Origin of the sequence: Kribbella orskensis, assembly GCF_004342085.1 — a bacterium.
In the GTDB taxonomy this organism is placed as follows: Bacteria; Actinomycetota; Actinomycetes; order Propionibacteriales; family Kribbellaceae; genus Kribbella; species Kribbella orskensis.
This window is the reverse complement of record NZ_SLWM01000010.1, coordinates 69,663-95,162: the sequence shown is the minus strand read 5'-3', so window position 1 is coordinate 95,162 and position 25,500 is coordinate 69,663. Positions and strand designations below refer to the sequence as shown.

23 protein-coding genes and 1 pseudogene are annotated in these 25,500 nt (G+C 67.9%); 10 read left to right on the top strand and 14 right to left on the bottom strand.

Features of this window, described 5'->3' with window-relative positions; translation table 11 throughout:
* Positions 1 to 31: 31 nt before the first annotated feature.
* Complete coding sequence (locus tag EV644_RS25245) at positions 32 to 1,366, bottom strand: ABC transporter substrate-binding protein (RefSeq protein ID WP_132191204.1); 1,335 nt, start codon at positions 1,364 to 1,366, stop codon at positions 32 to 34.
* Positions 1,367 to 1,527: 161 nt separating this feature from the next.
* On the opposite strand from EV644_RS25245, the gene zapE reads away from it, so the two are divergent.
* Positions 1,528 to 2,556, top strand: a complete 1,029-nt coding sequence (gene zapE, locus EV644_RS25240) for a cell division protein ZapE (RefSeq protein ID WP_132191203.1) — start codon at positions 1,528 to 1,530, stop codon at positions 2,554 to 2,556.
* Positions 2,557 to 2,727: 171 nt separating this feature from the next.
* Positions 2,728 to 3,597, top strand: coding sequence for a polyphosphate kinase 2 family protein (locus EV644_RS25235; protein WP_132191202.1), 870 nt, complete (start codon positions 2,728 to 2,730; stop codon positions 3,595 to 3,597).
* Between the two features lie 57 nt (positions 3,598 to 3,654).
* On the opposite strand, the gene EV644_RS46530 is transcribed toward EV644_RS25235, so the two are convergent.
* The 8 genes from EV644_RS46530 to EV644_RS25200 form a co-directional block, all read right to left on the bottom strand.
* Positions 3,655 to 4,710, bottom strand: coding sequence for a Clp protease N-terminal domain-containing protein (locus tag EV644_RS46530; protein ID WP_132191201.1), 1,056 nt, complete (start codon positions 4,708 to 4,710; stop codon positions 3,655 to 3,657).
* Positions 4,710 to 4,940, bottom strand: coding sequence for a ribbon-helix-helix protein, CopG family (locus tag EV644_RS25225; RefSeq protein WP_132191200.1), 231 nt, complete (start codon positions 4,938 to 4,940; stop codon positions 4,710 to 4,712). The genes EV644_RS46530 and EV644_RS25225 overlap by 1 nt, the downstream gene beginning before the upstream one ends.
* A 123-nt stretch (positions 4,941 to 5,063) precedes the next feature.
* Positions 5,064 to 5,858 (bottom strand): sirohydrochlorin chelatase, encoded by a 795-nt coding sequence (locus EV644_RS25220; protein WP_132191199.1) that lies wholly within the window; start codon positions 5,856 to 5,858, stop codon positions 5,064 to 5,066.
* Positions 5,855 to 7,144 (bottom strand): sulfate adenylyltransferase subunit 1, encoded by a 1,290-nt coding sequence (locus EV644_RS25215; protein ID WP_132191198.1) that lies wholly within the window; start codon positions 7,142 to 7,144, stop codon positions 5,855 to 5,857. The genes EV644_RS25220 and EV644_RS25215 overlap by 4 nt, the downstream gene beginning before the upstream one ends.
* The gene (gene cysD / locus EV644_RS25210) at positions 7,144 to 8,079 is read right to left on the bottom strand and encodes a sulfate adenylyltransferase subunit CysD (protein ID WP_132191197.1); all 936 of its coding nucleotides are present in this window, start codon (positions 8,077 to 8,079) and stop codon (positions 7,144 to 7,146) included. Before cysD ends, EV644_RS25215 begins: the two co-directional genes overlap by 1 nt.
* Complete coding sequence (locus EV644_RS25205) at positions 8,076 to 8,762, bottom strand: phosphoadenylyl-sulfate reductase (RefSeq protein ID WP_132191196.1); 687 nt, start codon at positions 8,760 to 8,762, stop codon at positions 8,076 to 8,078. The genes cysD and EV644_RS25205 overlap by 4 nt, the downstream gene beginning before the upstream one ends.
* Positions 8,759 to 8,908 (bottom strand): hypothetical protein, encoded by a 150-nt coding sequence (locus tag EV644_RS45530; protein ID WP_166665480.1) that lies wholly within the window; start codon positions 8,906 to 8,908, stop codon positions 8,759 to 8,761. The genes EV644_RS25205 and EV644_RS45530 overlap by 4 nt, the downstream gene beginning before the upstream one ends.
* A gap of 76 nt (positions 8,909 to 8,984) precedes the next feature.
* Complete coding sequence (locus EV644_RS25200) at positions 8,985 to 10,673, bottom strand: nitrite/sulfite reductase (protein ID WP_132191195.1); 1,689 nt, start codon at positions 10,671 to 10,673, stop codon at positions 8,985 to 8,987.
* Positions 10,674 to 11,081: 408 nt separating this feature from the next.
* Here EV644_RS25200 and EV644_RS25195 point away from each other — a divergent pair, with 408 nt between their 5' ends.
* The 3 genes from EV644_RS25195 to EV644_RS25185 all read left to right on the top strand — a co-directional run bounded on the left by EV644_RS25195 (position 11,082) and on the right by EV644_RS25185 (position 14,141).
* The gene (locus EV644_RS25195; protein ID WP_132191194.1) at positions 11,082 to 11,648 is read left to right on the top strand and encodes a winged helix-turn-helix domain-containing protein; all 567 of its coding nucleotides are present in this window, start codon (positions 11,082 to 11,084) and stop codon (positions 11,646 to 11,648) included.
* Positions 11,649 to 11,871: 223 nt separating this feature from the next.
* Positions 11,872 to 12,447, top strand: coding sequence for an MEDS domain-containing protein (locus EV644_RS25190; RefSeq protein WP_241998738.1), 576 nt, complete (start codon positions 11,872 to 11,874; stop codon positions 12,445 to 12,447).
* Positions 12,444 to 14,141 carry a PucR family transcriptional regulator gene (locus EV644_RS25185; protein ID WP_241998736.1) on the top strand — a complete coding sequence of 566 codons (1,698 nt, stop codon included), beginning with the start codon at positions 12,444 to 12,446 and terminating at the stop codon, positions 14,139 to 14,141. The genes EV644_RS25190 and EV644_RS25185 overlap by 4 nt, the downstream gene beginning before the upstream one ends.
* Before the next feature lie 27 nt (positions 14,142 to 14,168).
* Here EV644_RS25185 and EV644_RS25180 read toward each other — a convergent pair whose 3' ends face one another.
* Positions 14,169 to 15,584 carry an aldehyde dehydrogenase family protein gene (locus EV644_RS25180; protein ID WP_132191193.1) on the bottom strand — a complete coding sequence of 472 codons (1,416 nt, stop codon included), beginning with the start codon at positions 15,582 to 15,584 and terminating at the stop codon, positions 14,169 to 14,171.
* A gap of 33 nt (positions 15,585 to 15,617) precedes the next feature.
* Between EV644_RS25180 and EV644_RS25175 the strand changes: the two genes are divergently transcribed.
* The 5 genes from EV644_RS25175 to EV644_RS25155 all read left to right on the top strand — a co-directional run bounded on the left by EV644_RS25175 (position 15,618) and on the right by EV644_RS25155 (position 21,600).
* Positions 15,618 to 17,285 (top strand): FAD-dependent oxidoreductase, encoded by a 1,668-nt coding sequence (locus EV644_RS25175; RefSeq protein WP_241998734.1) that lies wholly within the window; start codon positions 15,618 to 15,620, stop codon positions 17,283 to 17,285.
* 366 nt (positions 17,286 to 17,651) lie between these two features.
* Positions 17,652 to 18,671, top strand: coding sequence for a ferritin family protein (locus EV644_RS25170; RefSeq protein WP_158292921.1), 1,020 nt, complete (start codon positions 17,652 to 17,654; stop codon positions 18,669 to 18,671).
* 14 nt (positions 18,672 to 18,685) lie between these two features.
* Positions 18,686 to 19,015: an MmoB/DmpM family protein gene (locus tag EV644_RS25165; protein WP_241998732.1), complete on the top strand. Its 330-nt coding sequence runs from the start codon at positions 18,686 to 18,688 to the stop codon at positions 19,013 to 19,015.
* Positions 19,016 to 19,033: 18 nt separating this feature from the next.
* Positions 19,034 to 20,533 (top strand): ferritin family protein, encoded by a 1,500-nt coding sequence (locus EV644_RS25160; RefSeq protein ID WP_132191191.1) that lies wholly within the window; start codon positions 19,034 to 19,036, stop codon positions 20,531 to 20,533.
* Entirely contained in the window at positions 20,530 to 21,600 is a 1,071-nt protein-coding gene (locus EV644_RS25155; RefSeq protein WP_132191190.1) for an NADH:ubiquinone reductase (Na(+)-transporting) subunit F, read from the top strand. Before EV644_RS25160 ends, EV644_RS25155 begins: the two co-directional genes overlap by 4 nt.
* Before the next feature lie 121 nt (positions 21,601 to 21,721).
* Here the strand turns inward: EV644_RS25155 and EV644_RS45525 are convergent, their stop codons facing one another.
* The 4 genes and pseudogenes from EV644_RS45525 to EV644_RS25135 form a co-directional block, all read right to left on the bottom strand.
* A complete protein-coding gene (locus tag EV644_RS45525; RefSeq protein ID WP_199239993.1) occupies positions 21,722 to 22,279 on the bottom strand; it encodes a DUF4440 domain-containing protein in 558 nt (185 codons plus the stop codon).
* A gap of 10 nt (positions 22,280 to 22,289) precedes the next feature.
* The gene (locus EV644_RS45520; RefSeq protein WP_199239992.1) at positions 22,290 to 22,610 is read right to left on the bottom strand and encodes a helix-turn-helix transcriptional regulator; all 321 of its coding nucleotides are present in this window, start codon (positions 22,608 to 22,610) and stop codon (positions 22,290 to 22,292) included.
* A 176-nt stretch (positions 22,611 to 22,786) separates the two neighbouring features.
* A pseudogene (locus tag EV644_RS47850) lies at positions 22,787 to 23,125 on the bottom strand (DUF6597 domain-containing transcriptional factor); the annotation flags it as partial.
* A gap of 173 nt (positions 23,126 to 23,298) precedes the next feature.
* Positions 23,299 to 25,434: an MMPL family transporter gene (locus tag EV644_RS25135; RefSeq protein ID WP_132191189.1), complete on the bottom strand. Its 2,136-nt coding sequence runs from the start codon at positions 25,432 to 25,434 to the stop codon at positions 23,299 to 23,301.
* Positions 25,435 to 25,500 lie beyond the last annotated feature (66 nt).

The following is a 25,500-nucleotide window of genomic DNA, read 5'->3' as shown; positions in this document are numbered from 1 at the left end:
CGGGCGAGCGGTCAAGGTGGTCGCCACTGAATCAGCCGCCCTTCGCGTTCAGCACGGCCTGCTGCATCTCCTTCGCAACGGCCTCGGGCTGCCCGGTGCTGTCGAAGATCTTCGACAGCGGGTCGCCGGCCGCGACCGAGCCCGGCCCGAAGGGGATGTGCGGGCACCCGTCGCCGTCGAGCAGCCACGAGGTCATCTGCTTCATCACCGGCAGCTCGATCCGGCCCGCGGCGCTCTTCGTGGCCGGCATCGAGTTCGAGTCGTTCATGGTGGGGGAGTACTGGTCCGCGGAGTACAGGAACTTCAGGAACTCCAGCGCGGCGTCCTTGTTCTTGCTCGTCTCCGAGACCGCCCAGCCGGCGCCGGCCTGGTTCGCGCACCAGTGCCGCTTGCCCGCCGCGATGGCCGGCGTCTTCATCACCTTGTAGCTCTTCGCGAACGCCGCGGGGGCGTCCTTGGACAGGCCCTGCGGGGTCCACGAGCCGTTGAACAGCATCGCGGACTTGCCGGTGTAGAAGATCTGCGGAACCTGGTCGCCGCTGGTGCCCGTGGTGCCGGGCTGGAAGACGCCGCCCTTGACGATCTTCTGGTTCAGCTCGAGCGCCTGGACGACCTTGGGGTCCTCGTAGGTCAGGCCGTCCTGGAGCTGGTCGAGCTTGAGGTAGAAGGTCGGGTCGTCGGCGACCTGAGTGAGCAGCGGCAGGAAGAAGTCCAGCGAGCTGGTCGTCGGGTTGCAGCTGAGCGCCACCGGGTGTTTGCCGATGGCACGGATCTTCGCCGCCGCCGCGATCAGGTCGTCCCAGGTCTCGATCTCGTCCTCGCCGACACCGGCCTGCTTCAGCATCGCGGGGTTGTAGAACAGGCCGAACGTCTGCGCCATCCAGCCGACCGCGTACTGCTTGCCGTCCAGGGTGTACTCCTGGTTGGCGGAGTCGAAGAAGTCCTTCAGGAAGTCGTCACCGAGATCCTTCTTCAGGTCGGCCGAGATGCCGCCGGTGCCGTAGGTCAGCGCGCGCGTGTGCGGCGCGAAGATCTCCGGTACGTCGCCGCCCGCGACCGCGGCCTGCAGGGCCGGCAGGTACTGGTCGGGGGTGCCGAAGATCCGGTTCTCGATCTTGATGTTGCTGTTGGCCGCCTCGAACTTCTCGATCAGTTTGGGGAACTGATCCTCCTGGTCGCTGTACCAGGACCACATTCGGACGACGGCCTTGCCGCCGCTCGTCGTACCTCCACCGCTGTCGCTCCCTCCGCACGCCGCGAGCACCGGGCCGAGCCCGAGGGCGGCGGCCCCGCCGAGCGCCCCCTTGAGCAGGCTGCGCCGTCGGAACGGTGTGGCGGACAGGGTTGGGACTTGCCGATCACCCATGCTGACTCCTCGGTCATTCCAGCCGGCTGTGGACCCCGATAACAACTTCCTAACTGAAAGTAAGAAAGCGGTCAAGGTCACAGCGTTGTTTCCCTGTTGTTTCCATGCCTTGTCTCACTCCTCCGCGGCCGTCGGGGTCGGCGGGCTCGTAGGGTGTGGGGGTGCCGATTCGTCTGACTGAGCGCCGGCCGGAGGTCAGTCCGGATCGGTTGCTGTCGGAATGCGTACCGCCGCCGCGGTTCTCCGACGTGCGGTTCGGGACGTACCGGCCGGATCCCTCGGAGCCGAGCCAGTCGGAGGCCCTCGCAGTACTGCGGGAGCGTGGCGCGGTGCTCGCCGAACCCCGGCGAGAGCGTTCTCTGTGGTCCCGCCTGCGCGGCTCGCGTCCTGAGCCCACCGGGAAGCCCGGTCTGTACCTGGACGGTGGGTTCGGAGTGGGCAAGACGCACCTGCTGGCGTCGTTGTGGCACGAGTCGACCGGGCCGAAGATGTACTGCACCTTTGTCGAGCTGACGAACCTGGTCGGCGCGCTGGGGATGCGCCCGGCGGTCGAGGCGCTGTCGGCGTACCGGTTGATCTGTATCGACGAGTTCGAGCTCGACGATCCCGGCGACACCGTCCTGATCTCGCGGCTGCTCGGGCAGTTGGTGGAGGCCGGCGTCCAGTTGGCGGCGACCTCGAACACCCTGCCGGACAAGCTCGGCGAGGGACGGTTCCAGGCGATCGACTTCCTCCGCGAGATCCAGGGCCTCGCCGCGCACTTCGACGCACGGCGGATCGACGGGCCGGACTACCGCCATCGAGGGCTGCCGGTGGCTCCGGAGCCGTTGACCGACGAACGGGTCGAGCAGGTGACCGCGGAACTGCCCGGGGCCTCGTGTGATCACTTCGTGGATCTCTATCGGCATCTCGCGGAGTTGCACCCGAGCAAGTACGGCGCGCTGCTGGATGGGGTCGAGGCGGTCGGGATCACCGACATCCGCGAGCTGACCGACGAGAACGTCGCCCTCCGGCTGGTGGTGCTCGCCGACCGGTTGTACGACCGGGACATCCCGCTGCTGGCCGGGGGAGTGCCGCTCGATCGGATGTTCTCGCCCGACATGCTGAAGGGCGGCTACCGGAAGAAGTACCTGCGCGCTGTCTCGCGCCTGATCGCGCTGGCTCGCGAAGGGGCCGGCCAGCCGAACTGAGTGCGAGCTCGCCGGTCTCGAAGGGCTTGTGTGGGGTGTGATCGCCCTACCCGCCGGCCTTGTCGGCGCGCTGGTGATCGAGCTGGTGCTGTGGAGGCGCCGAAGGCAGCGCGTGTCGCAGTACCGGCGAACCTGCCCCGATCGGAGACCCGGATGCGGCAGGATGGGGGAATGGCGAAGAACGAGGGGTCGGACGAGGCGCGGTCGGGGAAGCTGCTGGACGAGCTCCGGGTGCCGCCCGGACCGGTCGACCTGAGCAAGTGGGACAGCCGCGCGACCACCGGATTCTCCGGCTCGAAGGACGAGGGCAAGGTCGCCCTCGACGAGCTCGGGCCCAAGATCTCGGACTACCAGGAACGCCTGTACGCCGAGGGGCGCACGGACGGTCAGCGGAGCATCCTCCTGGTCCTGCAGGGCATGGACACGTCCGGCAAGGGCGGCGTCATCCGGCACGGCGCCGGGCTGATGGATCCCCAGGGTCTGCGGATCACCTCGTTCAAGGCGCCGACTCCGGCCGAGAAGCGGCGCGGGTTCCTCTGGCGGATCAAGCAGGCTCTGCCCGAGGCGGGCTACATCGGGATCTTCGACCGCTCGCACTACGAGGACGTTCTGATCGCCCGGGTCCGCAACCTGGTCGCGCCGCCGGTGTGGAACCGCCGGTACGGGCAGATCAACGAGTTCGAGGCCGAGCTCGGGGAGTCGGGCATCACCGTGGTGAAGTGCTTCCTGCACATCTCGGCCGACGAGCAGAGGGCCCGCCTGGACGCCCGGCTGGACGACCCGACGAAGCACTGGAAGTACAACCCCAGCGACGTCGACGAGCGTGAACTCTGGCCCGCCTACAGCGAGGCCTACCAAGGCGCCCTCGAGAACTGCAACACTCCCGAGGCCCCGTGGTACGTCATCCCCAGCGACCGCAAGTGGTACCGCAACTGGGCCGTCACCAGCCTGCTCCTGGAGACCCTCCAGAACCTCGACCCGCAATGGCCCAAGGCGGACTTCGACGTCGACGGCGAGAAGGCCCGCCTCGCCGCCACCTGACCCAGTTGCAGCCGGGCACCAGTCGGCCGGTACGCCCTACTGGGGTGGCCGCGGCCTTCAGTCGTCGGGGTCGATGTCGTGGGCGCGGAGTTTCTGGCGCAGGCGGGTGATCTCCTCGTGGAGGCGTTCGTTCTCGTCGAGGATGGTGTTGAGCTCGCCGACGAGGTGGCGTCCGCGGTCGTGAGTGACCCACGTGCCGCTGTGCTGGGCGCCTTCGGTGAGGAAGCCCTGGACGGCGGCCTCGGCGCGCTTGCGCTGCTCGATCGTCTGCATCAGTTGACGTTTGAGGTGCGACAGATCCGTACCGCCTTTGACGATCGCCTGTGCCGCGAGGCCGCCACCTTCCTGGAGCAGGCCGAGGAGCAGATGCTCGGTGCCGATGCGGTCACTGCCGAGCTGGAGCGACACCTTGTGGCTCAGCTCCAGCACCTTCTTAGCCCGCGGCGTGAACGGCACGAACCCTGACGACTCGTCCTGCCCCCGCCCGACGGTCTCCTCGACGAACGTGCGCACCGCCGGCGCACTGACCCCGCAGCCGGCCAGCACCTGCGCGGCAACCCCCGTGTTCTCCTCGAGCAGACCGAGCAGCAGATGCTCGGTGCCGATGTACTGATGGTGAAGGTCCCTCGCCTGCTCCTGTGCCAGTGCGACGACCTGCCTGGCTGCGTCGCTGAACTTCTCGTACATGACGGTCTCCTCCCAGGTAGGCCCTTCCAGCGCGAAGGACGCCAACGACGCGAAGGCGAGTGGGCTGTTCAGCCGCGCTCGCAACAGCTCGGCGACTGCCGAGGATGAGGCTTCGCCGGCCCCGATCCGATCCAGCAGGTCGTCGAGCTCCTCGACCGGCTCCAATCGCAGATCGCACCCGTTCAGCGCGAGGAGCTGCAGCGTCACCGCGACGCTGACCCGGCGGTTCCACCCGCTGAACGGACACCCTCGAACCAGCCCCGACAGGAGGAGCGCCGCCGCGTCGACCAAGTCGTCCAGCTCCGCGACCTCCCGCAGTACGGCGTCCACCACATCCAGTTCCGTACTACGGATCGCCGCGGCCGGGTCGCACTCGAGCACCCGGGCCGCGACGGCCAGTACGTCGTACAGATCGAGGTGTTTCATCAGTCGTCTTCGCGGAGGCGGCGCAGTGAGCGCTCGTGCCGGGCGAGGTTCTCCTCCAGCAGCCGGCTGAATCGCTGGTCGCCGCGGCGCTGGTCGACCAGGGACGCGATCGCCTCCCGCGCCACGTCGGACACCGAACGTCCCTCGACTTCAGCCACCGTCTGCAGCCGCTCGGCCAGCTCCGGGTCCAGCCGTAACAGGATGTTCTTCGTGCCTACGTCCTTGGCCATAGATATCAAGCTATCACGCTAGCTCCACGACTGAAGCTGTCGTAAGGAGCCCGGTCAGGGCCGGAGACGCGAGAACCCCGCCGGGTCGCGTGCCGGCGGGGTTCTGCGGGTTGGTGGTGCTGGTCAGGCTGTGCGGACCAGTTCCGGGCGGAGCAGGGTGGGCCGCGGGGCGGGAGCCAGGGTGAGGAGGTCCAGGCCGGCCACGCCGTAGCGGAGCAGGACCAGGCGGGCCACCTCAGCGCTCACCCCGAGCGGGCAGGACACCGCGACAGCTCCGGCCTTGCGAGCCGTCTGCTCGGCGCGGTCCGGCAACACGCCCGGTGCCAGGAAGAACGAGCCGACAGCGACGTGACGACGCCCCTCGAGCCTCCACTGGAGAACAGCTTCGGCCGGGCTCGGCGACGCCGCGGTCGTGAAGGCGGCGGTCACCGGCAGCTTGTGCCGCTGACCCCAGAGCCGCGCGAGCCGGGTGACGGCCGCGTTCGCCTGGGTGTCGCTGGAGCCGGCGCATGCGAGCACCAGCGCGTCCAGTTCGCGAACTCGCCCGTCCTTGAGCTCGGCCCGCATCCGGCGGTCGAGCACGTCGAGCAGGGAGTCGTCGTACCCGAGGACGTCGGAGGCGATGATCCGCAAGTCCGGGAAGCGGCTGCGCGCCTCGTCGACCACGGCCGGTACGTCGACCCGGGCGTGGAAGGCGGTCGACAGCAGCAGCGGGAGGATGACGATCTCCTCGACGCCTTCCGAACTGAGCTTGTCGATCACCTGGAACGGCGTGGGCGGGCAGTGGTCGAGGAAGGAGGCTTCGATCCGCAGGTCGTCCCGCATCTCGCGCAGGCAGCTGACCAGCGAGTGGACGGTGGCGGCCGAACGCGGATCGCGGCTGCCGTGGGCGAGGATCACGAGCGCTGGAGCAGTCACAGCAGTTCCCCTTCTTCGTCGTCGATCATGCCCGCCGCCAGCGTCCACCCGTCGTGGGCGTCGATCAGCAGGAACGATCCGGTGATGTTGTTGCTGGAGTACGGATCGGCGGCCAGCGGTGCGGCGATCTTCAGTTGCACCTTGCCGATGTCGTTCAGACCGAGCCCGGTGGCGTCGATGACTCCGAGCGTGTCCAGGTCCAGGACGCCGTTGATCTTGGTGACGATGGCCTGGGCGGTAGTGGTGGTGTGCTTGATCAGCAGCCGGGCGCCGATCGCGAGCGGGCGGTCCGACAGCCAGCACACGGTGGCCGACAGCTCCCGGCGGGTGCCGGGGGAGGAGTCGGCCGCGACGATGACCGAGCCGCGGGCGACGTCGAGGTTGTCCGCGAGCCGGACCGTGACCGCCTCACCGGCGACCGCGGACGGCCGCTCGGCGACCGCGGTACCGGTCGCGCTGATGACGGCCCGATCGATACCCGCCACCGACGTACGGCGGCCGGCGGGCAGGACGATCACGTCGTCCCCGACCGAAACGGTGCCAGAGGCAACCGTCCCGGTGTAGCCGCGGTAGTCGCGGTACTCGTCATCGGTCTGCGGGCGGATCACGTACTGCACCGGGAAGCGCAGCGGCCGGGCCGAGATGTCGTCGCGGCCGGTCGCGTTCTCCAGGTACTCCAGCAGCGTCGGCCCGTCGTACCAGGAGGTGGCCGCGGAGCGCTCCACGACGTTGTCGCCGACCAGCGCGGAGACAGGGATCGCCTGGACATCTGCGATCCCGAGTTGGTCAGCGAGCTGGGAGACGTCCTTGCCGATGCCCTTGAAGACGGCCTCATCGTAGCCGACCAGGTCGATCTTGTTCACCGCCAGGACCACGTGCGGCACCCGGAGGAGACCGGCGACGGCTAGGTGCCGCCGGGTCTGCTCCAGTACTCCGTGCCGCGCGTCGACCAGGATGATCACGACGTCCGCGGTGGACGCCCCGGTCACCGTGTTCCGGGTGTACTGCACATGGCCCGGGCAGTCGGCCAGGATGAACGAGCGCTTGTCGGTCGCGAAGTACCGGTAGGCGACGTCGATCGTGATGCCCTGCTCGCGTTCGGCGCGCAGGCCGTCGGTCAGCAGGGCGAAGTCGAAGTCACCGGACCCACGGCTGGAGGAGACGTGCTGCACGTGCGCGATCTGGTCGGCGAGGATCGCCTTGCAGTCGTGCAGCAACCGGCCCACCAGAGTGGACTTGCCGTCGTCGACCGAGCCTGCTGTAGCGAGCCGCAGAAGAGTGCTCATCAGAAGTACCCCTCTCGCTTGCGGTCTTCCATCGCTGCCTCGCTGACCCGGTCGTCCGCGCGGGTGGCGCCGCGCTCGGTGAGCTCGCTGGCCGCCACCTCGACGACGACCTCGGCCGCCGACGACGCAGTACTGGCGACCGCTCCCGTGCAGGACATGTCGCCGACGGTCCGGTAGCGAACCGTCCGGCTCGTCACCGTCTCGCCCTCGCGCGGCTGCGAGTAGGGGCCGACGGCAAGCAACATGCCGTCGCGCTCGAACACGTCCCGCTCGTGCGCGTAGTAGATGCTGGGGAGAGCGATCTCCTCGCGCTCGATGTAGTTCCAGACGTCCAGCTCGGTCCAGTTCGACAGCGGGAAGACCCGGACGTGCTCGCCCGGCTTGTGCTTGCCGTTGTAGAGCGACCACAGCTCGGGGCGCTGGTTGCGCGGGTCCCACTGGCCGAACTCGTCCCGCAGGCTGAAGATCCGCTCCTTGGCGCGAGCGCGCTCCTCGTCTCGGCGGCCACCACCGAACACCGCGTCGAACCGGTGCCCGTTGATTGCGTCAAGCAACGGAACGGTCTGAAGCGGGTTGCGCGTCCCGTCGGCGCGCTCCCGCAGACGTCCGTCCGCGAGGTAGTCCTCGACCTTCGCGACCTCGAGCCGGAGCCCGAGCGCGTTGACGGTCGCGTCACGGTAGTCGAGAACCTCGGTGAAGTTGTGCCCGGTGTCGACGTGCAGCAGTGTGAACGGCACCGGCGCCGGCGCGAACGCCTTGCGGGCCAGGTGCAGCATCACGATGGAGTCCTTGCCGCCCGAGAACAGGATCACCGGCCGCTCGAACTCGGCGGCCACCTCACGAAAGACGAAGATGGACTCGCTCTCGAGGGCGTCCAGTTCGGTCACGATCGACTGGGGCGGTCGGGTGGGGGAGGAATCGAACACAGTGGTCATGTGTGCAACCCGCATTCGATCTTGCCCTGGCCGGCCCAGCGCCCACTGCGCGGGTCCTCGCCGGGAGCCACCTGCTTGGTGCACGGCTGGCACCCGATCGACGGGTAGCCGTCGTACTGCAGCAGGTTCACCAGCACGCCGTTGTCGGCGATGTAGGTGTCCAGGTCCGCCTGGGTCCAGGGGGCGATCGGGTTCAGCTTCACCATGTCGCGCTTCTCGTCGTACTCGACGACCTGGGTGTTCGCCCGGGTCGGCGCCTCCTCGCGGCGTACACCGGTGACCCAGGCCTTGTAGCCGGACAGCACCCGGTTCAGGGGCTCGACCTTGCGTAGCGCGCAGCACTGGTCGGGGTTGCTGGCGAACAGATCCTTGCCGTACTCCGCGTCCTGCTCGGCGACGGTCTGCTTCGGGGTGGCGTTGATCAGGTTGATCGGCAGCGTGGCGGCGACGGCGTCGCGGGTGCCGATGGTCTCGGCGAAGTGGTAGCCCGTGTCGAGGAAGAGAACGTCGACCCCTGGAGCCGCCTCGGCCGCCAGGTGGGGGAGTGCCCCGTCTGCCATCGATGCGGTCACCACCAGCTCGTCGCCGAAGGTCTCCCGCGCCCACGCCAGCACTTCCAGCGCCGAGGCGTCGGCTAGTCGTTCGTTCGCCTCTTCGGCGACCGTCTTCAAGTCCGTACTCATTCCACCGTCACCCGCAGTCCGATCATCTTCAGCTGGAACACCCGTGCACAGGGCCGGCACTCCCACGCGCCATGCCCCTCCTCGGAAGGACGAAGGTCCTCATCACCGCAGTACGGGCAGTACAACGGAGCGGCTCTTTCGCTCATCGGCGTCCTCCCTTCGGTCCGGGCGCCGATGAGGCACCAGATGCGCTGTACCTTCCGGTGAACTCGCTTCGCTCCTTCACTGCAAAGCTCCTTCCTCGGCACGGACGACCCATTGGGCGAACCGCTCGCCCTCGGACCGCTCTTTCAGGTAGTTCTGGGTGACGCGCTCGACGTAGTCGGCCAGCCCGTCGGAGGTGACCTTGTGGCCGCGCAGCTTGCGGCCGAAGCCGGCGTCCAGGCCGAGCCCACCGCCGAGATGGACCTGGTACCCCGGCACCTGGTTGCCGTCGGCATCGAGGACCAGCTGGCCCTTCAGGCCGATGTCGGCGACCTGGATCCGGGCGCAGGAGTTCGGGCAGCCGTTCACGTTGACGGTGATCGGCACGTCGAGCTCGGGGATGCGCTGCTCGAGCTCGTCGATCAGCTGGGCCGCGCGGGCCTTCGTCTCGACGATCGCCAGCTTGCAGAACTCGATCCCGGTGCAGGCCATCGTGTTGCGCCGCCAGGCCGACGGCCGCGCCTGGAAGCCGAGGTCGTTGAGCTCCTGGACCAGCGACTCGACCCGGGACTCCTCGACGTCGAGCACGATCAGCTTCTGTTGCGCGGTGGTCCGGATCCGGTCCGAGCCGTGCGCGGCGACCACGTCGGCCACCTTCGCCAGGGTGCTGCCGGCCACTCGGCCGACGACGGGGGCCACGCCCACGTAGTACCGGCCGTCCTTCTGCTTGTGTACGCCGACGTGATCGCCTTGTACTGCGGGGATCTCGGGCGCGGGTCCGTCGATCAGCTTGCGGCCGAGGTACTTGTCGCTCTCCAGGACCTCGCGGAACTTGTCGATGCCCCAGTCGGCCACCAGGTACTTCAGCCGGGCGCGGTTCCGCAGGCGGCGGTACCCGTAGTCCCGGAAGATGCTGACGACGCCCTTCCAGGCCAGGTGGACCTCGTCCAGCGGGATCCAGGCGCCGACGCGCTGCGCGAGCATCGGCGTGGTCGACAGGCCGCCACCGACCCAGAGATCGAATCCGGGGCCGTGCTCGGGGTGGACCACTCCGACGAAGCTGATGTCGTTGACCTCGGGCACCACGTCGTGGGACGGGTGACCGGTCATCGCGGTCTTGAACTTGCGCGGCAGGTTGGAAAACTCGGTGCTGCCGATGTACTTCTCGACGATGTCGTCGATGGCCGGCGTCGGGTCGATGATCTCGTCCGCCGCGATCCCGGCGACCGGGCTGGAGATGATGACACGCGGGACGTCACCGCAGGCCTCGGTGGTGTAGAGGCCGACGGCCTCCAGCTTCTGCCAGATCGCGGGCACGTCCTCGACTCGGATCCAGTGCAGCTGGATGTTCTGCCGGTCGGTGATGTCCGCGGTGTCGCGCGCGTAGGTGCTGGACACCTCGGCGATCACCCGCAACTGCTCGGCGCTCAGCTGGCCGCCCTCGATCCGGACCCGGAGCATGAAGTACCTGTCGTCCAGCTCCTCCGGCTCCAGCGTCGCGGTCTTGCCGCCGTCGATACCGGGCTTGCGCTGGGTGTAGAGCCCCCACCAGCGGAACCGGCCGCGCAGGTCGGCGGGGTCGATCGAGTCGAACCCCCGGTGGGCATAGATGTTCTCGATCCGGGCCCGGACGTTCAGGCCGTCGTCGTTCTTCTTGTTCTCTTCGTTCTTGTTGAGCGGCTCGCGGTAGCCGAGCGCCCACTGCCCTTCACCCTTGCCCTTGCGGGGGCGGGCGGGCTTGCGGGGAACGGAGGTGACGCCAGTCATCGGGGGCGTGTCCTTGTCCTCGAGACAGGTGCGTCCGCGTGAGGCGAGCTCGAAGCGTCGTCGATTCGATCTGGTCTGCGCGGTGCGCACCCAGCGGTGATCAGGTGATCAAGGGGCCGTCGTGCGGCCCGGCGGGGTGGCTGTCAGAACATCGAAGGACAACAGATGGCGCTGCGCATGCGACCGAGGTCGACGTGAATCCGACCTACGAGATGTGTCGAGCGGGCAGCGAGCATGGTGATAAGACTCAGCGCGATCGGCTGACAAATCAACTGCCATTCCTACATCGTGAGACGCGATCTCACGATATGGTTATGTCTACCAGTCTGCTGCTGATTCGTTCAGGCGTGATCCGTAATCGACAAGAAGTCTTGTGCAAGAATTCTTGTGAAAGCTATCGTCGCAGCCATGGCACCTGCGAACAGGCGGTCGGCGGACGCGTCCGTGGTCGCCGCGATCCATCATCCGTTGCGCCGCCGGCTGATCGACCTGCTCGGCCTCGGTGGCCCGTCGACCGCGTCCCGGCTGGCCGAGGCGACCGGCGAACTGGTCGGAAATGTGAGTCACCATCTCAAGGTTCTGGCTGCCGCGGGCGTGATCGAGGAGGCGCCCGAGCTGGCGAAGAACCGCCGCGAACGGTGGTGGCGCAGCGCCAAGGCGTCGTACTCCCGGTCTTTCGCGGACGCCGCTGGTGATCCGGCCGGTGAGCTCGTCGCGGCCACGGCCGAGGAGGCGAACCTCGCGCATCACGCGGCGAAAGTCCGCCGCTGGTTCGAGGACCGGCAGGAGTATGACGAGGCTTGGATCAGGGCCGCCTTCTCGACCGAGAGTTTGGTCACATTGATACCTTCGCGGCTCGAGGAGCTCGCTTCCCGGATCGATGAACTGATCCACGAGTACGTCGAGAGTCCCGATCAGGGGCCTGCCGCCGAGTCTGTCTTCGTCTTCGCCCACGGCGTCCCGGCCCGGCCATGAGCACCCCGGTCACCGGCAGCCGACGACTTCGCCACCTACGCCCTGACCAGCCAAACCACAGTCACCCCACCCCAGCTACGTAGAGCTGTCCTCGCAGGGCGATCTCGCACGCGTGATTCGTCCTGCGAGGTCTAGGAACCAGGTCGGCAGCTGCCTATGCTGCTGTGTCAGAGAGGCGGCGATGTCGATGATGCCCAGCTCCGTAGCTCTCGGTGTCCCCGGTGTGCAAATCGCTCCGGGCGACCACATCTGCGCCTTCTATCCGAGTCTGGCGGACCGGGACGAGATCCTCGTCCCGTACCTCAAGGAGGGCCTCAAGGCCGGAGACAAATGCGTCTGTGTGGTCGACGCCTCCGACCCCGAGCACGTGCTCGCCGCGCTGGGAGCCGACGTCGATCTGGGACCGTATCTCGGGCAGCATCAGCTCGAGGTGCAGCGATCCGACGAGACCTACCTCCAAGGTGGAGCCTTCTCCGCCGACGCGATGCTGGAATTCTGGAACCGGTCGGTCGGCGGCGCGGTGGCGGCCGGGTTCGGCTTTGCCCGCGCGGTGGGGGAGATGACCTGGGCGCTGCGGCAGATGCCGGGGGTGGAGGAGCTGGTCGGGTACGAGGCGCGGCTGAACCGCTTCCTGCCGCGGTACCCGCAGGTGATCCTGTGTCTCTACGAGCTCGACCAGTTCAGCGGCGAGGTGCTGGTCGACGTACTCAAGACGCATCCCAAGGTGCTGCTCGGGGGCATGGTGCTCGACAACCCGTACTACCTCGAGCCCGACGAGTTCCTGGCTACGCGAGCATGATGATGGAAGTTGTCGACTTCCCTCCGGTGGCCGGACCCGACGCCGAGTTGCGCGACCAGCTGTCCAATCTGCAGGGCCTGCTGATGCTCTCCATGCTGATGACGGAGAGCGGCGACGAGGACAAGATCGTGCACCTCGCGGGTTCGTCGGTGCCGTCGTTCGGCTACTCCCACCTGGTCGGCGTCTATTTCCCCGAGCGCGGCTGGGTCGCGGCGACCCAGTCGATCGCCGGCCCGACCGTTCGGGCTGGTGTGGAGAGCCAGCTCGCCGCCCTGGGCCGAAGCGGTGGCGCCGTCGCGATCCCTGGCGTTCCCTGGGCGTGGGCGTTGCCGATGCGCGGGGTGGCAGGCCACGTTGGCTACTTCGTGACCGCGGCGGCGAACGAACCCTCTACGCACGCACAGTTCCTGTGCCGGGTGCTCGCGCAGCAGACCGGGGTGGCGCTGGCGAATGCCCGCCTGCATGCCAAGGAACGGGCCACCGCCGAGGAGCTCCGGGCCGCGAACACGGCGCTCGCCGAGACGGTGCGTGCCTTGGAGCAGACCACCCAGATCCACGATCGGTTCACCCGGGTCGCGGTCGCAGGTGAGGGTCAGGAGGGCATCGCGCGGGCGGTTCACGAGCTCACCGGATTCCCCGTCGCGGTCGAGGACCGCTACGGGAATCTGCGGGCGTGGGCCGGTCCGAACCGCCCGGACCCGTATCCGAAGGATCCCCGGGCCCGCCGTGAGCAGATGCTGCGTCGCGCGCTCCGCGAGGGCGGCCCGGTTCGCGAGGGAGGTCGGCTGGTGGCGATCGCCAGCCCTGGCGCCGACGTACTCGGTGTGCTGGCGCTGGTGGACCCGGCGGGTGCGGCCGGAGATCAGGAACAGATCGCGATCGAGCACGGCGCGACGGTCCTGGCGATGGAACTGGCCCGGCTGCGAAGCCTCGCCGAAGCGGAGCTGCGGGTACGCCGGGACCTGGTGGAGGAGCTGCTCTCCGGGACGGACGAGGAGAGCGCGCTCGGCCGGGCCCAGGCGCTGGGCTACGACCTGGAGCGCCGGCACCGGGTCGTGGTGGTCGAGGGGCGTGCGCGCACCCAGCACGAGGACACGTTCTTCCATGCCGTCCGTCGTGCTGCCCGCGACGCGCACGTCGGCTCGTTGCTGGTCGCCCGGGGCGGAGCCGTCGTGGTGCTCTCGGACACGGATGTCTCCTGGGAGCGGTTCAGGACGGCCGTCCTGACCGAACTCGGTGGCGGTCGCTGCCGTGTCGGCGTGGGCGGCTGGTGCGAGAAGCCGCGCGACTTCCCGCGCTCGTACCGCGAGGCGCAGCTGGCGTTGAAGATGCAACAGAGCGCGCGGGGAGCCGATCGGGCAACGTGCTACGAGGACCTCGGCGTGTATCGGATCCTCTGCGAGGTGGAGGATCCCGACGCCATCGAACGCTTCGTCAGCCACTGGCTGGGCTCGCTGTTGCAGTATGACGCGCGGAAACATTCGGAGCTGGTGGATACCTTGTGCCGGTACCTGGAGTGCGGTGGCAGTTACGACGCCACGGCGGCCGCGCTGTCGGTGCACCGCAGCACCCTCAAGTACCGGTTGCAGCGGATCCGCGAGATCTCGGGGCACGATCTCACGGACCCGGGGACCAACTTCAACCTCCAACTCGCCACGCGCGCCTGGCAGACACTCCAGAGCCTTCGGGCCTAGGCCAGAGCCTTCGAGCTAGGCGGCGCGTCAGCGCCCGTACCGCTCCCAGTGCGCCGCGAACAACTCCTCTTCGCTGACCGGGTGCGGGGCCACCGGGCGGGAGACCCAGGTGAGGTTGACGAAGTGGCGGGCATTGACGTTCTCGGTGGTGACGTTTCCACCCCACGTACCGCAGCTGAGGCTGAGCGTGAACGGCAGGCCGTTGCGGGGACTGCCTGCCCCCTCGTTGAGGTTCTGGTTGACCAGCACGCGCGCCGTCCGGGTCCCGTTCGCGAGCGCATCGACGTGCTCGTCGCGGGTTGTCTGAATGCCGCAGGTGTGCCCGAGCCCCTGGTAACCGGTGATGGCGTTGACGAGGTCAACAGCTTTTTCGATGCCGCCGGCGTACCGGTAGGCCGCCAGTACGACTGAGAGTTTCTCTCCTGAGAACGGGTGGTCGGGTCCCGCACCGTCCTCTTCGACGATCAGGAACGTGCGGTCGGCGGGGATCGTGAAGCCGGCGAGCTCGGCGATCGTGGCTGCGGGCTTGGCGATGACATCAGGCGAGGGGATGTGCCCGCCGTTCGGCCACATCCGCTTCCGCAGCGCAGCCTTCTCCGACGGGTTGCAAAGGTAACCGCCGCCGGCGACCAGGCGGTCCAGCAAGCCGTCGTACACGCCGGCCTCGGCGACGAGTGCGTTGTCGGCGAGGCAGCTGGTGGCGTAGTCGAAGGTCTTCGCTGTCACGACGGCGGTTGCGGCGTCATCCAGGTCTGCGGTTTCGTCGACGACGTGCACCGTGTTGCCCACGCCGACGCCGTACGCCGGGGTCCCGGAGCTGTAGGCGGCCTTGACCATGGCAGCACCGCCGGTGGCAACGATGAGATCTGCCTGCCTCATCAGCTCCTGCGTCTTGGCGATCGACGGCGCAGGGAGCAGTTGCACGAGATCGGCCGGAGCGCCGACCTGAGTGCATGCCTCGCGCATGTAGTCCACGACAGCGGCCGTGGTTTCCACCGTCCGTGGATGCGGGGCGACGACGATCGCATTGCGGCCCTTGAGCGCGAGCAAGGCCTTGACCGGTGGCGTTGCGTCCGGGCCGGTGGTCGGGATGAGCGCTGCCACCACGCCGACAGGTTTGGCGATCTTCACCAGGCCGCGCTCGGGGTCCTCGGCCACGACGCCCACCGTGCGCAAGGTTCGCATGTCGGCGAGTACGCCGAGTACTCGCTTGTTGATCTTGGTGACCTTGTCGGCATAGTTGCCGAAGCCGCCCTCGTCGACCGCAAGCTTGGCCAAGGCATCCGCCCGATCGGGGCGAGCCACTGCCCAGGCCACCGCGGTGCACAGTTCGTCGACCTGCTCCTGCGTGTAGTCCGCGATCGCAGCCTGCGCGGCCCTCGCCCGGGCTACGACCAGCTCGACCTCACGCCGGATCGCTTCCTCTTTCGCCGTGTCGCTCATGGCTCAACCGTGCCGGGCGTTCGGCTCAGGCGCATGGTCCCGTGGGGTCGGGAGTGGGGCAGTAGTTCGGCTCCCGAGGACGTACCGGCGGCCGTCGGCGTCTCGCATGCTGTCGACGAAGCCGGCGAGGAGGAGAACACCATGGACCTGCACGACACCGTGCTGAGCATGGGGGAGTGGCAACGGCTGATCCACCGGGCCGAGGCGGGCGAGATCGCCGAACCGTTGGAGAACGTGCGCTACCACGACCCCACGCCGTACGACGCGATCTTTGTCGGAGGCGGTGCCGGCGGGCGCTTCGGGTCCGCTTACCTGCAGGCCCGGGGTGGTCGCCAGCTGGTGGTGGACAAGTGGCCTTTCCTGGGCGGCTCCTGCCCGCACCAGGCCTGCGTGCCGCACCATCTGTTCTCGGAGGCAGCGCGGGAGATGGACTACATGCGCTGGAACTCCGGCACGCTGTGGTTCGGCGAGTTCGACGAGAAGCGCGCCTCGATCCGGGATCTGGTCGAGTTGTTCAAGGCCGGCCGCAACAACCCGCACGCGTTCATGAACTGGCAGAGCAAGGAGCAGTTGGGGATGGAGTACATCCTCAATGCCGAGGCCGAGGTGATCGACGCCAACACCGTGGAGGTCGCAGGACGGCGCTTCACCGCTCGCAACCTGGTGCTCGGCACCGGGGCGAGCACCTACGTTCCCGACGTCCCGGGCATCGATCTGCACGGGGTGTACGACTTCGCCAGTCTGATCGAGGAACTCGACTACGAGCCGTCCCGCTGCGTGATCATCGGCGGTTCGAAGATCGCCCTCGAGTACGGCTCGTTCTTCCAGGCCGCGGGCTGCCCCACGACGATCGTCTCGCGGAGCCCGCTGATGCGCACCGCCAGCCTGCACCACGTCGACGAGGACCTGCGGACTTACGTCATCGACGGGATGCGGAAGCGCGGGATGGACATCTTCGAGGGTGCCGAGCCGCTCGAGGTGCTCGGGAACGGCAAGGTGACCGGGGTCCGGGTGCGGAGGGCCGACGGCACCGAGGTGACGCTCGACACGGATTTCGTCTTCATCGGCACGGGCGAGCGCCCCGACACAACGGCCTACGTCGATGTGCTCGGGGTGGAGGTGGACGACCGGGGCTTCATCACGGTCGACTCGCGGATGCGGACCTCGGTACCGGGGGTGTACGCGATCGGCGACCTGATCGGCGCACCGATGGAGATGTTCAAGGCGCGCAAGTGCGGCATGACCGCCGCGCGCAACATCATGGGTGAGCCGTACGAGTTCGACTTCTCCGAATACCCCGACTTCCTGCACACGACGTACGAGGTCACGTGGGTCGGCCTCACCGAGGCGGAGGCTCGGGAGCGCTACGACGATGTGGTCGTCATTCAGATGCCGCCCAAGGGCATCCGCGACGACGAGCTCGCGCTTCCCTGCGCCGAGGGGTCGATGCTGTATGCGTTCACCCGGCCCGAGCTCACCGGAATGCAGAAGTGCGTGTACGACGGCAAGACGCGTCTGCTGCTGGGCGCTCACCATGTCGGCTTCGGCGCCAAGGACGCGTTCCAGTACCTCGATCACCTGATCAGGAAGGGCATCACCATCGACGAGATGGGCGAGATGAACGAGTTGTTCCTGAACCCGGACCACTTCATCCAGCTCTCCCGGCTACGCGCCGGAAACAGCAACCTGGTCGATCTGTAGACGCCTCGGAAGGAGGCCGGTCTGCGCAGCGTGCTCGAGGCCCGGACCGGGTTGAGCCTCGCCGGTCTCGCACACCAGGGTATGCACGTGGCACCCGAGTGACGTGGACGACGACCCTCGGGTTTTGCGCGCCACCGCGCGCGGTGTGCGGTCATCGCGGCGCAGCGATTGCCGAAGCGTCATTGGCCGGTTTCCAAGAGATCAACCGTCGCCCTGAACGGACAAGGACCCGCGACGGTTTTGTCCTCACGGGACGGTGCCCGGATCCGCGAGGAAGCCTAGCGTCCAGAGTCCAGGCTTCGGGGCCTCCGTCTCGAGGCCTCCGTGGAGTCCGGCCTTCTCGGAGTGGCAGAGAGGATGCAGTCGATGACGTTGCAGACACCTCCGCTCCAGGGCAACCGTCGGTTCGTCTGGTTCACACCGGCCGGCCGGCTCCCCACCGAGTACGAGATGTTCACGATAGGCCAGCAGTCCAGCCCGTCGCAGTGGCTTCACGTCGACTGGCCGTTGCGCTTCGACGACGGTCGTCCGCCGTACACCGAGCTCTCGACGGAGGTCCGCAGCTCGGACTGGGAGGGTTTTCGCGATCCCGCCCAACTGTGGTACCGCCCCTACGTGTCCGGCACCAACCACGAGGAACAGACACTGGAGCGGCTGGTCGGCGAGGCCCTGTCCGGAGGTGTTGCGGGGGGAATCCGGACGGCGTGGGTGCAGCAGGTGCTGGAGAAGTACTACGCCGCCTGGCCGTTCGTCGAATACGGCCTGTTCATGGCCCTCTGCCACCCGATCCGGCAGGCATTGGGGGACTCGGTGATGTTCACCCTGACCTTCCAGGCCTCCGACAAGATGCGGCACCTCCAGGACATCGTCCACCTTTCCTTCGACCTCAAGGACGCTTTGCCGAGCTTCGACGACAGCGGTGCGCGCGGGGCCTGGATGACCGACCCGGCACTGGTCCCCACCCGGGAAGTGCTGGAGAAGATCATCACCACAGATGACTGGATGGAGATCGTGACCGTCATCAACCTGATCTTCGAGCCGCTCGTCGGGGACCTGATGACCACCGAGTTCCTGGCCAGATCGGCGCCCCGCAACGGAGACCCGGTCACTCCGATCATCCTCGCCGGTACCCGTCGGAACACCGCCCGGCACCGCACCGCGGCCAAGGAGTTGACCCTCGCCCTGCTCAACGACCCCGAGCACGGGACCGCGAACCGTCAGGTGTTCACCCAATGGCTCGACGCCTGGACGCCTCCTGTTGACGCCGCGGCGGAGGCCCTCTCCATAGTCTTCGACCTCCCCGGCATCGATGCCCCCGACGCCAACGAGGCACTGAAGGCGGTCCGCCAGGAGGCCGCCGAGATGCGCGCCGAGCTCGCTATCTGATCTGGAGAACCACCGTGGCTGCCACCCAAGACTTGCACGAAGCCAGAGACCGCGGCCGGGAGATGATCGGCATCACCCTGATGACCAGCGCTGACACGGAGGCGGCGGTAGCGCTGATCCGCGAGGAGCAGCCCGACGCGCGAGTTCGCTTCCGGGGGGTCTCCTACAAGATCGAGGCCGAAGGCGTGCTCGAGTTCGACATGGAGAAGCTGAGTGAGCGCCTCGGGCGCCCCATCGACACCGACATCTTCCTGGTGAACATGAGCACCTACTACGGACGCATGGACGTCTCCAACGGCAAGGTAAGCATCTACTCCGACATCCAGCCAGAGCGATTCAAGTAGCGGTTGAACGGACTCGCCATGCCCAAGAGCCTTGTGGAAGTGCACGAGAAGTCGAAGAGCTACGACTGGGAGTTCCCCGACCCGCGGCCCAAGTACCCGACCCGCTTCATCGTCCCCAAGACCGGCAAGGACCCTTTCCGGATGCTGGTGCGCGACTACGTGAAGATGGAGGAGGAGAAGGACGCCCGGACCTACGGGTTTCTCGACGGCGCCCTCCGGATGGGCGTGGCCGAGAGGACGGAGCCTCGATTCATGGAGGCGCTCAAGCTCACCCTGCCCGATCTCACCAACGCAGAGTTCCAGGCGGTCGCGGGCGTCGGCATGATCGCTCTGGGCATCCGCAACCAAGAACTTCGGCAGGGCTATTACGCACAGATGCTCGATGAGGTGCGGCACACCCAACTCGAGATGGGTCTCCGCCGCTACTACGTCGAGCACGCGCCCGACCCGGCCGGTTGGGACATCGCCCAGAGGGCCCTGTACCAGCACCCCGGTGGGCACGTGTCGTTGGCGCTGTTCCAGAACTTCAACACCGGTGACGTCATCGACTCGGTGATCAACCTCAACATCGTCGTGGAGACGGCGTACACCAACATCCTGCTGGTCGCGACGCCCGAGACCGCGGTCGCGAACGGCGACGACGCGCTGGCCACGACGTTCCTGTCCATTCAGTCCGACGAGGCCCGGCACATGGCGAACGGCTACGGCACCCTGTTCGCCGTCCTGCAGGACGAGAACAACGTGCCGCTGATCAACGAGGCTCTCGAGCGGCACTTTTGGCACACCCACCGCGGTCTGGACGCCCTGGTCGGGTGGCAGTCCGAGTACGGCGCGGTGGTGCGCCCGTGGTGTTACAAGGACATGTGGCAGGAGTGGGTGGCCGACGATTTCATCGGCTCCTACATCGACAAGCTCACCGACTTCGGCGTGGAGCCACCGACGCGGTTGGGCAAGGTAGCCGAGGATGTGCCGTGGATCCACCACAGCACGGCGCTCGCCCTGGCTGCGATCTGGCCGCTGAACTTCTGGCGGTCCGACGTGATGGGGGCCGCCGATACGGAGTGGTTCGACTCCCACTACCCCGGCTGGGCCGAGGTGTACGGTCCGTTCTGGGAAGGGCACGCCGCTATGGCGGACCCGTCCTCGGGACGGTTGATGCTCCAGGAACTCCCGTCGCTGCCTCCGTTCTGCCAGGTCTGCCAGCTGCCCTGCATCATGCCGCGACCGGACAAAAGCGAGATCCGGGTCTTCGAGTACGACGGTCGGCAGTTGGCCGTGTGCAGCGAGGGCTGCTTCTGGGCCTTCCACCGCTGGCCGCAGGCCTACTCCGGCCGCCGGAGCTTCTGGGAGCGATACCACGGCTGGGACCTCGCCGACGTCATCTTGGACCTCGGCTACGTCCGTCCGGACGGCAAGACACTGATCGGCCAGCCAAGCGTCTCGCTCGAGCGGCTCTGGACGATCGATGACATCAGGCGGATCGGCTACGAGGTGAAGGACCCGCTGGCCGCCTCATGACCTCGCTCCAGACTGCAGGCGGGCTCCCCGCCGCCGAGGAGACCGTGACGCACAGTGTGACGGTGCAGCCGTTCGCGCAGGAGATCGCGTGCGAGGAGGGCGAGACGGTCCTCGAGGCGGCCGTGCGTCAGGGGCTGTTCCTCCGTTACGGGTGCCGTCACGGCGGGTGCGGCACGTGCAAGGCTCTTCTCGCCGACGGTGAGGTGGCTACCAGCGGCTCGTCTTTCGCCCTCTCGTCTGGCGAGCGCGCCGAGGGATGGGTGCTGCTGTGCTCGTCGCGACCGGTCGCCGACTGCGTCGTCGACGTGACGTCGATGGAGCTGACAGAGGACGAGTTCCGGGCCGGTGACCAGGTCGGGACGTTCGAGGCCGAGGTCGTCGAGGTGGACGCGCTCACCCACGACATCCGCGGTCTGACCCTGCTGCTACGGGAGCCGCCGTCGATGACGTTTCGCGCGGGGCAGTTCGTCAACGTCGAGGTCCCCGGCACCACCCAGGTGCGCAGCTACTCGATCGCGAACGCCCCGCAGGACGACGGGCGGGTCGAACTGGTCATCAAGCTACTGCCCGGCGGCAGCTTCTCGGCGTATCTCGAGTCCGCGGTCGCGGTGGGGGACCGGCTGCGGTTGCACGGTCCGCTGGGCGAACTCAAGCTCCGCCTGTCGCACCGCAAGGTACTGATGGTCGCCGGCGGGTCGGGGCTGGCGCCGTTCTTGTCCATACTCCGCGACATGGAGCGTCGAGGTCGGCCCCGGGACGTGGAACTGCTGTACGGGGCGCGCCGGCGGCGAGACCTGTACCGGCTCGAAGAGATCGAGAGGTTGGCGGCGGCGATCCCCAGCCTCGTCTTCACCCCGGTCCTGTCCGACGCCGACGGGGAGGACTGGTCGGGAGAGACTGGTCTGGTCACCGAGCTGATCGCTCGCCGCTTCCCCACCATCGAGGGCTACGACGCCTACCTCGCCGGTCCCCCCGCGATGATCGAGGCGACTGTCCCACTGCTGACCGACCGCGGCGTGCGACCCGCCAACGTCAAGTTCGACGCATTCGTCCCATCTGTGCCCTGAAGACCCCAGGTCGGTTCAGCGAGTGCAGCCGGGATGAGCTACGGCCCCGAACCCGCAATTGCCCCTGATCAGGGTCGTCAAGGTGACGCTCCGGACGCCGACCACCCCACCATCGGTGGACTCATCGCGCGGCGGAGGTGAGTTGCGTCAGGATGCACCGCCAACTGCCGTCACGGCGGACGAAGACGTCGGTCGACCACTCGTCGAGCTGGAATGGGTTGCCGTCGAAGGTGCCGCTGTTGCGCACGCGTGCGATGACGACCGCGACGTCGCCGAGGACACGCGCAGAGTGCAGGTCGGAGGTCATGAAGTCGTGGGTGAGGCGGCCGGTGGCGACCGACTCGAGGAACTGCGCGCCGGGAACCACACCGTCGGCGCCGACGAAGACCCAGTCCGGGTCTGCGAAGCGGCCGATTGCGTCGGGGTCGTTGGCGACGATGGCGTCGTTCCAGTCGTCGAGCAGGGTGGCGAACGTGTCGTCATTGCCGCCGACGTGCGTCTGTCGGGTGCCTCCGGCGTTGCTCGCGGTCTCTCCGGCATAAGTTCCGAAGCTCCAGAGGTTGCCCTCGGAGTCTCGGGCGGTGAAGCCTCTCGATCCGTAGTCCTCGTCCGCCAGGCCGCGGACGATCTCGGCGTGGCCCGCGGTGGCACGCTGGAACAACGCGTCGGGGTCGGTCATGGCACCAGCGTCACCCGCGGGGGACCGCATCGTCTTGGAAAGATGGAAGCTCCTCCCCGAGCAGCTGCGACGGGGTGCAGCCGGCCAGTTCGACGAAGTCCCGGTTCAGGTGCGCTTGGTCGAAGTAGCCGCATGCGGCCGCCACCTGAGCGATGGAGATGAACGACGGCGTGGATCGAAGCATGGCCTGGGCTCGTTCGAACCTCACGACGCGCGCGGCCAGCTTCGGGCCGAGACCGAACTCGTTCCCGAACCGCCGGGCCAGGTGCTGCCGGCTCCAGCCCACCTCCTCGGCGAGCTCGCCGACCGCCGCGGTGCCCCCCGATCGCACCAACGTGCGCCACGCGTGGCGCAGCTCGGCGGCATCCGAACCTCGGTGTCGGCCCAGCGGAGCAGGACGTCGTCACACACCGCGAACCGGCCCGACCACTCCGGGACACCCTGAAGACGCTCCCATAGCTCCCAGCCGCGTCCGCCCACGACATCGACGCACTCGAGGGAGGTATCCCACAGCACCCCAGACGGCATGCCGAAAAGCGCTCGCGCACCCAGCGGGCTGAGCTCGATCGCCACGCCCTCCTGGTGGGCGCCGTAGCTGATCGTCGCGGAGCGGTCCTGGAGGCCGCTGACCACGCAGCGGTAACTGGCCGGATCCTGATGTGGGTCGGTCTGACGGATGACATCGATGGCCGGTCCGACGCTGACGATGAAGGTGAGATGCCGGGACGGCAGCCCGCGATGGGCGCCCGGCGGGAACCCGCTCAACCGGTAGCCGACGTAGCGGTCAATGAACGCGCGCAACGGTGCCGCCGGGAGCGCCGCCGCCCAATCGGAATGCCCCTGCACGACATCAGGCTACGACGCCAGGTTGCGAGCGGCAGATCGGCGAACCGGGCGGGCTGCGGCTCTCCCGGGCAGCACTCGCCGACTTCCTTCCCCATCAACGAAGCTGCAGACGGCACCTGGAGGGGCCGGGCTCCCCGCCTCGCCGACCGCTCCCCAGAGCGACCCCGGTCGGATCAGCTCTCCAGGACACGCTCCTCGTCGGGCTCCTCGACTGTGGCGGTGGCCCGGTCCCCGTGGCCGGGCCACCACGCGGCGTGCCCGATGAGTGCGGTTAGCGCCGGGGTCAAGAAGAGCGCCATCACGAACGCGGCCATGGCGATGCCGACGGAGAACGAGAAGCCCAAAGACTTGAAGAACGTGCCCTCGGCGAACATCAGCGAGGCGAAGGTGCCGGCGAGGATCAGGCCGGCGGCCGCGACCGTCGGACCGGCATGCTCGATCGCCTTGGCCGCCGCGGGCCGTGGCTCGAGCCCTCCCCGTGCCTCTTCCCGCAGGCGCGCCACCATCAAGATGTTGTAGTCGGTGCCCAACGCCACCACGAAGAGGTAGATGTAGATCGGCAGGATGAAGATCAGCCCCTGCTCTCCCAGCAGGCCTTGGAAGACCAGCACGGTCGCGCCCAGGCTGGCGGTGAAGCCGAGGCCCACCGAGACGATGAGGTAGAGCGGCGCGACGAGGCTGCGCAGCAGCAACGCCAGGATGATCATGATCAGCACTGCCGCGACCGGGAACACGACCGAGTAGTCGCGCGCCATCGCGTCGTCGAGGTCGACGAAGATCGATGTGGTGCCGCCGACGAAAGCCTCGGTCCCGTCCGGCGCGGCCGAATGCGCGGTGTCGCGCACGGGACCCTCGACGTTAGCCATCGCCGCGTCGGACGAGGGGTCGTCGGAGAGGACGACGGTGAACACCGCGACGCGGTCGGTGCGGGCGGTCAGCGCCGCCGATGCGACGCCCTCTGCGGTGCCTAGCTCGCCGGCGTACGCGCTGAGCTCGGCGTCGTCGAGCGGCTGGCCGCCTGTCGAGCGCAACAGCACCGTCGTGGGGTCGGCGGCACCACTGGGCTGGCCCTTCTGGAAGGTGATCAGCGCCTGACCCGACTCCGTCTTCTCGGTGCTGCTGTCGGAGAAGTTGAAGGTCGGGTTGAACCCGATGGCGAACAACGACAGGACGGCGAGCGACCCCGCCGAGACGACGGCGTAGCGGACCGGGTGCGCGGCAACCGACCGCCCGATGGCGCGGAACCGGGTGGCCTCGGGCTCGACCATCCACTTCTTCGACGGCCAGGAGACAACCCTTGGCCCAAGGACTGCGACGACCGCGGGAACCAGCGTCAACGCCGCGAGCACGGCCAGCGCGACCGCGATCGCCAGCGCCGGCCCGATCGAGCGGAAGATGCTCAGGGACGACAGCACCATCGCCATGAAGGCGATGATGACCGCCCCGCCGGCCGAGGCGATCGCCTCACCGGCCCGCTCGACCGAGTGGGACACCGCACCTCGACCGTCGAAGCCCAGCCGCAGGGCCTCCCTGTAACGGAAAAGGAAGAACAGGATGTAGTCGGTCCCGATGCCGAACAGCACAATGAACAAGATCACCGAAATGGAACTGTCGGCCTTGAGGTCGAACGCCTCGTTCGCCACCGCGATGAGCCCGGTGGCGGTCGTCCCGACCAGGGCGACGGTCACGATAGGCAGGGCGCACGCGATGACGCTACGGAAGATCAGCGCGAGCAGGACCACGATGAGCAACAGGGTCACGACGCTGACCACGACGAGCGCCCGCTCGGACGACTCCTGGGAGTCCAGCGACTGGGCCGCCGGGCCCGTCACGCCCGAGCGGAGGTCGGTCCCCTCAACCAGTGGCTCGAGGTCGGCGCGCAGGCTCCGGGCGTCCTCGATAGCAGCCGGGTCGAAGGCGTTCTTGCCCGGCTTGACCTGCACGAAGATCGCCTGCACCAACCCGTTGTCCGAAGCCGGGGCAGCGGCCGCAGTGCCCAGGTTGTCGTAGCCCTTGGTGTTGAGCTGCTCGGCGATGGAGGACACCTTGGCCTGGTCGTCCTCGGTCAGCTTGCTGCCATCCTCGCGGTCGAAGACCACGATCGCGCCGATCTCACCGCGCTCGGGAAAGGCTTCCTGCTGAACGGTGAGCGCCTTGACGGACTCGTAGTGCCCGGGCAGGAACTCCGACTGGTCCTGCGTGGACTGCAGGGCGGGGGCTGTCATCGCGATGACCACGGCGGCCACGATCCAGGCGGCGATGACCCACCAGCGGGCGCGGACCACGAGCTTTCCCAGAGCAGCGAACATAGTCCGAACCCTACTCATCTGATCGGCCCCGCGGACCGGAACGACACCGTGCGCGCTCGCGAACGA

Excerpts from the sequence above, each read along its gene's own strand:
- EV644_RS25245 (WP_132191204.1), bottom strand. The coding sequence starts at position 1,366 with ATGGGTGATCGGCAAGTCCCAACCCTGTCCGCCACACCGTTCCGACGG.
- EV644_RS25235 (WP_132191202.1), top strand. The coding sequence starts at position 2,728 with ATGGCGAAGAACGAGGGGTCGGACGAGGCGCGGTCGGGGAAGCTGCTG.
- EV644_RS46530 (WP_132191201.1), bottom strand. The coding sequence starts at position 4,710 with ATGAAACACCTCGATCTGTACGACGTACTGGCCGTCGCGGCCCGGGTG.
- EV644_RS25225 (WP_132191200.1), bottom strand. The coding sequence starts at position 4,940 with ATGGCCAAGGACGTAGGCACGAAGAACATCCTGTTACGGCTGGACCCG.
- EV644_RS25215 (WP_132191198.1), bottom strand. The coding sequence starts at position 7,144 with ATGAGCACTCTTCTGCGGCTCGCTACAGCAGGCTCGGTCGACGACGGC.
- cysD (WP_132191197.1), bottom strand. The coding sequence starts at position 8,079 with ATGACCACTGTGTTCGATTCCTCCCCCACCCGACCGCCCCAGTCGATC.
- EV644_RS25205 (WP_132191196.1), bottom strand. The coding sequence starts at position 8,762 with ATGAGTACGGACTTGAAGACGGTCGCCGAAGAGGCGAACGAACGACTA.
- EV644_RS45530 (WP_166665480.1), bottom strand. The coding sequence starts at position 8,908 with ATGAGCGAAAGAGCCGCTCCGTTGTACTGCCCGTACTGCGGTGATGAG.
- EV644_RS25200 (WP_132191195.1), bottom strand. The coding sequence starts at position 10,673 with ATGACTGGCGTCACCTCCGTTCCCCGCAAGCCCGCCCGCCCCCGCAAG.
- EV644_RS25195 (WP_132191194.1), top strand. The coding sequence starts at position 11,082 with ATGGCACCTGCGAACAGGCGGTCGGCGGACGCGTCCGTGGTCGCCGCG.
- EV644_RS25185 (WP_241998736.1), top strand. The coding sequence starts at position 12,444 with ATGATGATGGAAGTTGTCGACTTCCCTCCGGTGGCCGGACCCGACGCC.
- EV644_RS25180 (WP_132191193.1), bottom strand. The coding sequence starts at position 15,584 with ATGAGCGACACGGCGAAAGAGGAAGCGATCCGGCGTGAGGTCGAGCTG.
- EV644_RS25175 (WP_241998734.1), top strand. The coding sequence starts at position 15,618 with ATGGTCCCGTGGGGTCGGGAGTGGGGCAGTAGTTCGGCTCCCGAGGAC.
- EV644_RS25170 (WP_158292921.1), top strand. The coding sequence starts at position 17,652 with ATGACGTTGCAGACACCTCCGCTCCAGGGCAACCGTCGGTTCGTCTGG.
- EV644_RS25160 (WP_132191191.1), top strand. The coding sequence starts at position 19,034 with ATGCCCAAGAGCCTTGTGGAAGTGCACGAGAAGTCGAAGAGCTACGAC.
- EV644_RS25155 (WP_132191190.1), top strand. The coding sequence starts at position 20,530 with ATGACCTCGCTCCAGACTGCAGGCGGGCTCCCCGCCGCCGAGGAGACC.
- EV644_RS45525 (WP_199239993.1), bottom strand. The coding sequence starts at position 22,279 with ATGACCGACCCCGACGCGTTGTTCCAGCGTGCCACCGCGGGCCACGCC.
- EV644_RS25135 (WP_132191189.1), bottom strand. The coding sequence starts at position 25,434 with ATGTTCGCTGCTCTGGGAAAGCTCGTGGTCCGCGCCCGCTGGTGGGTC.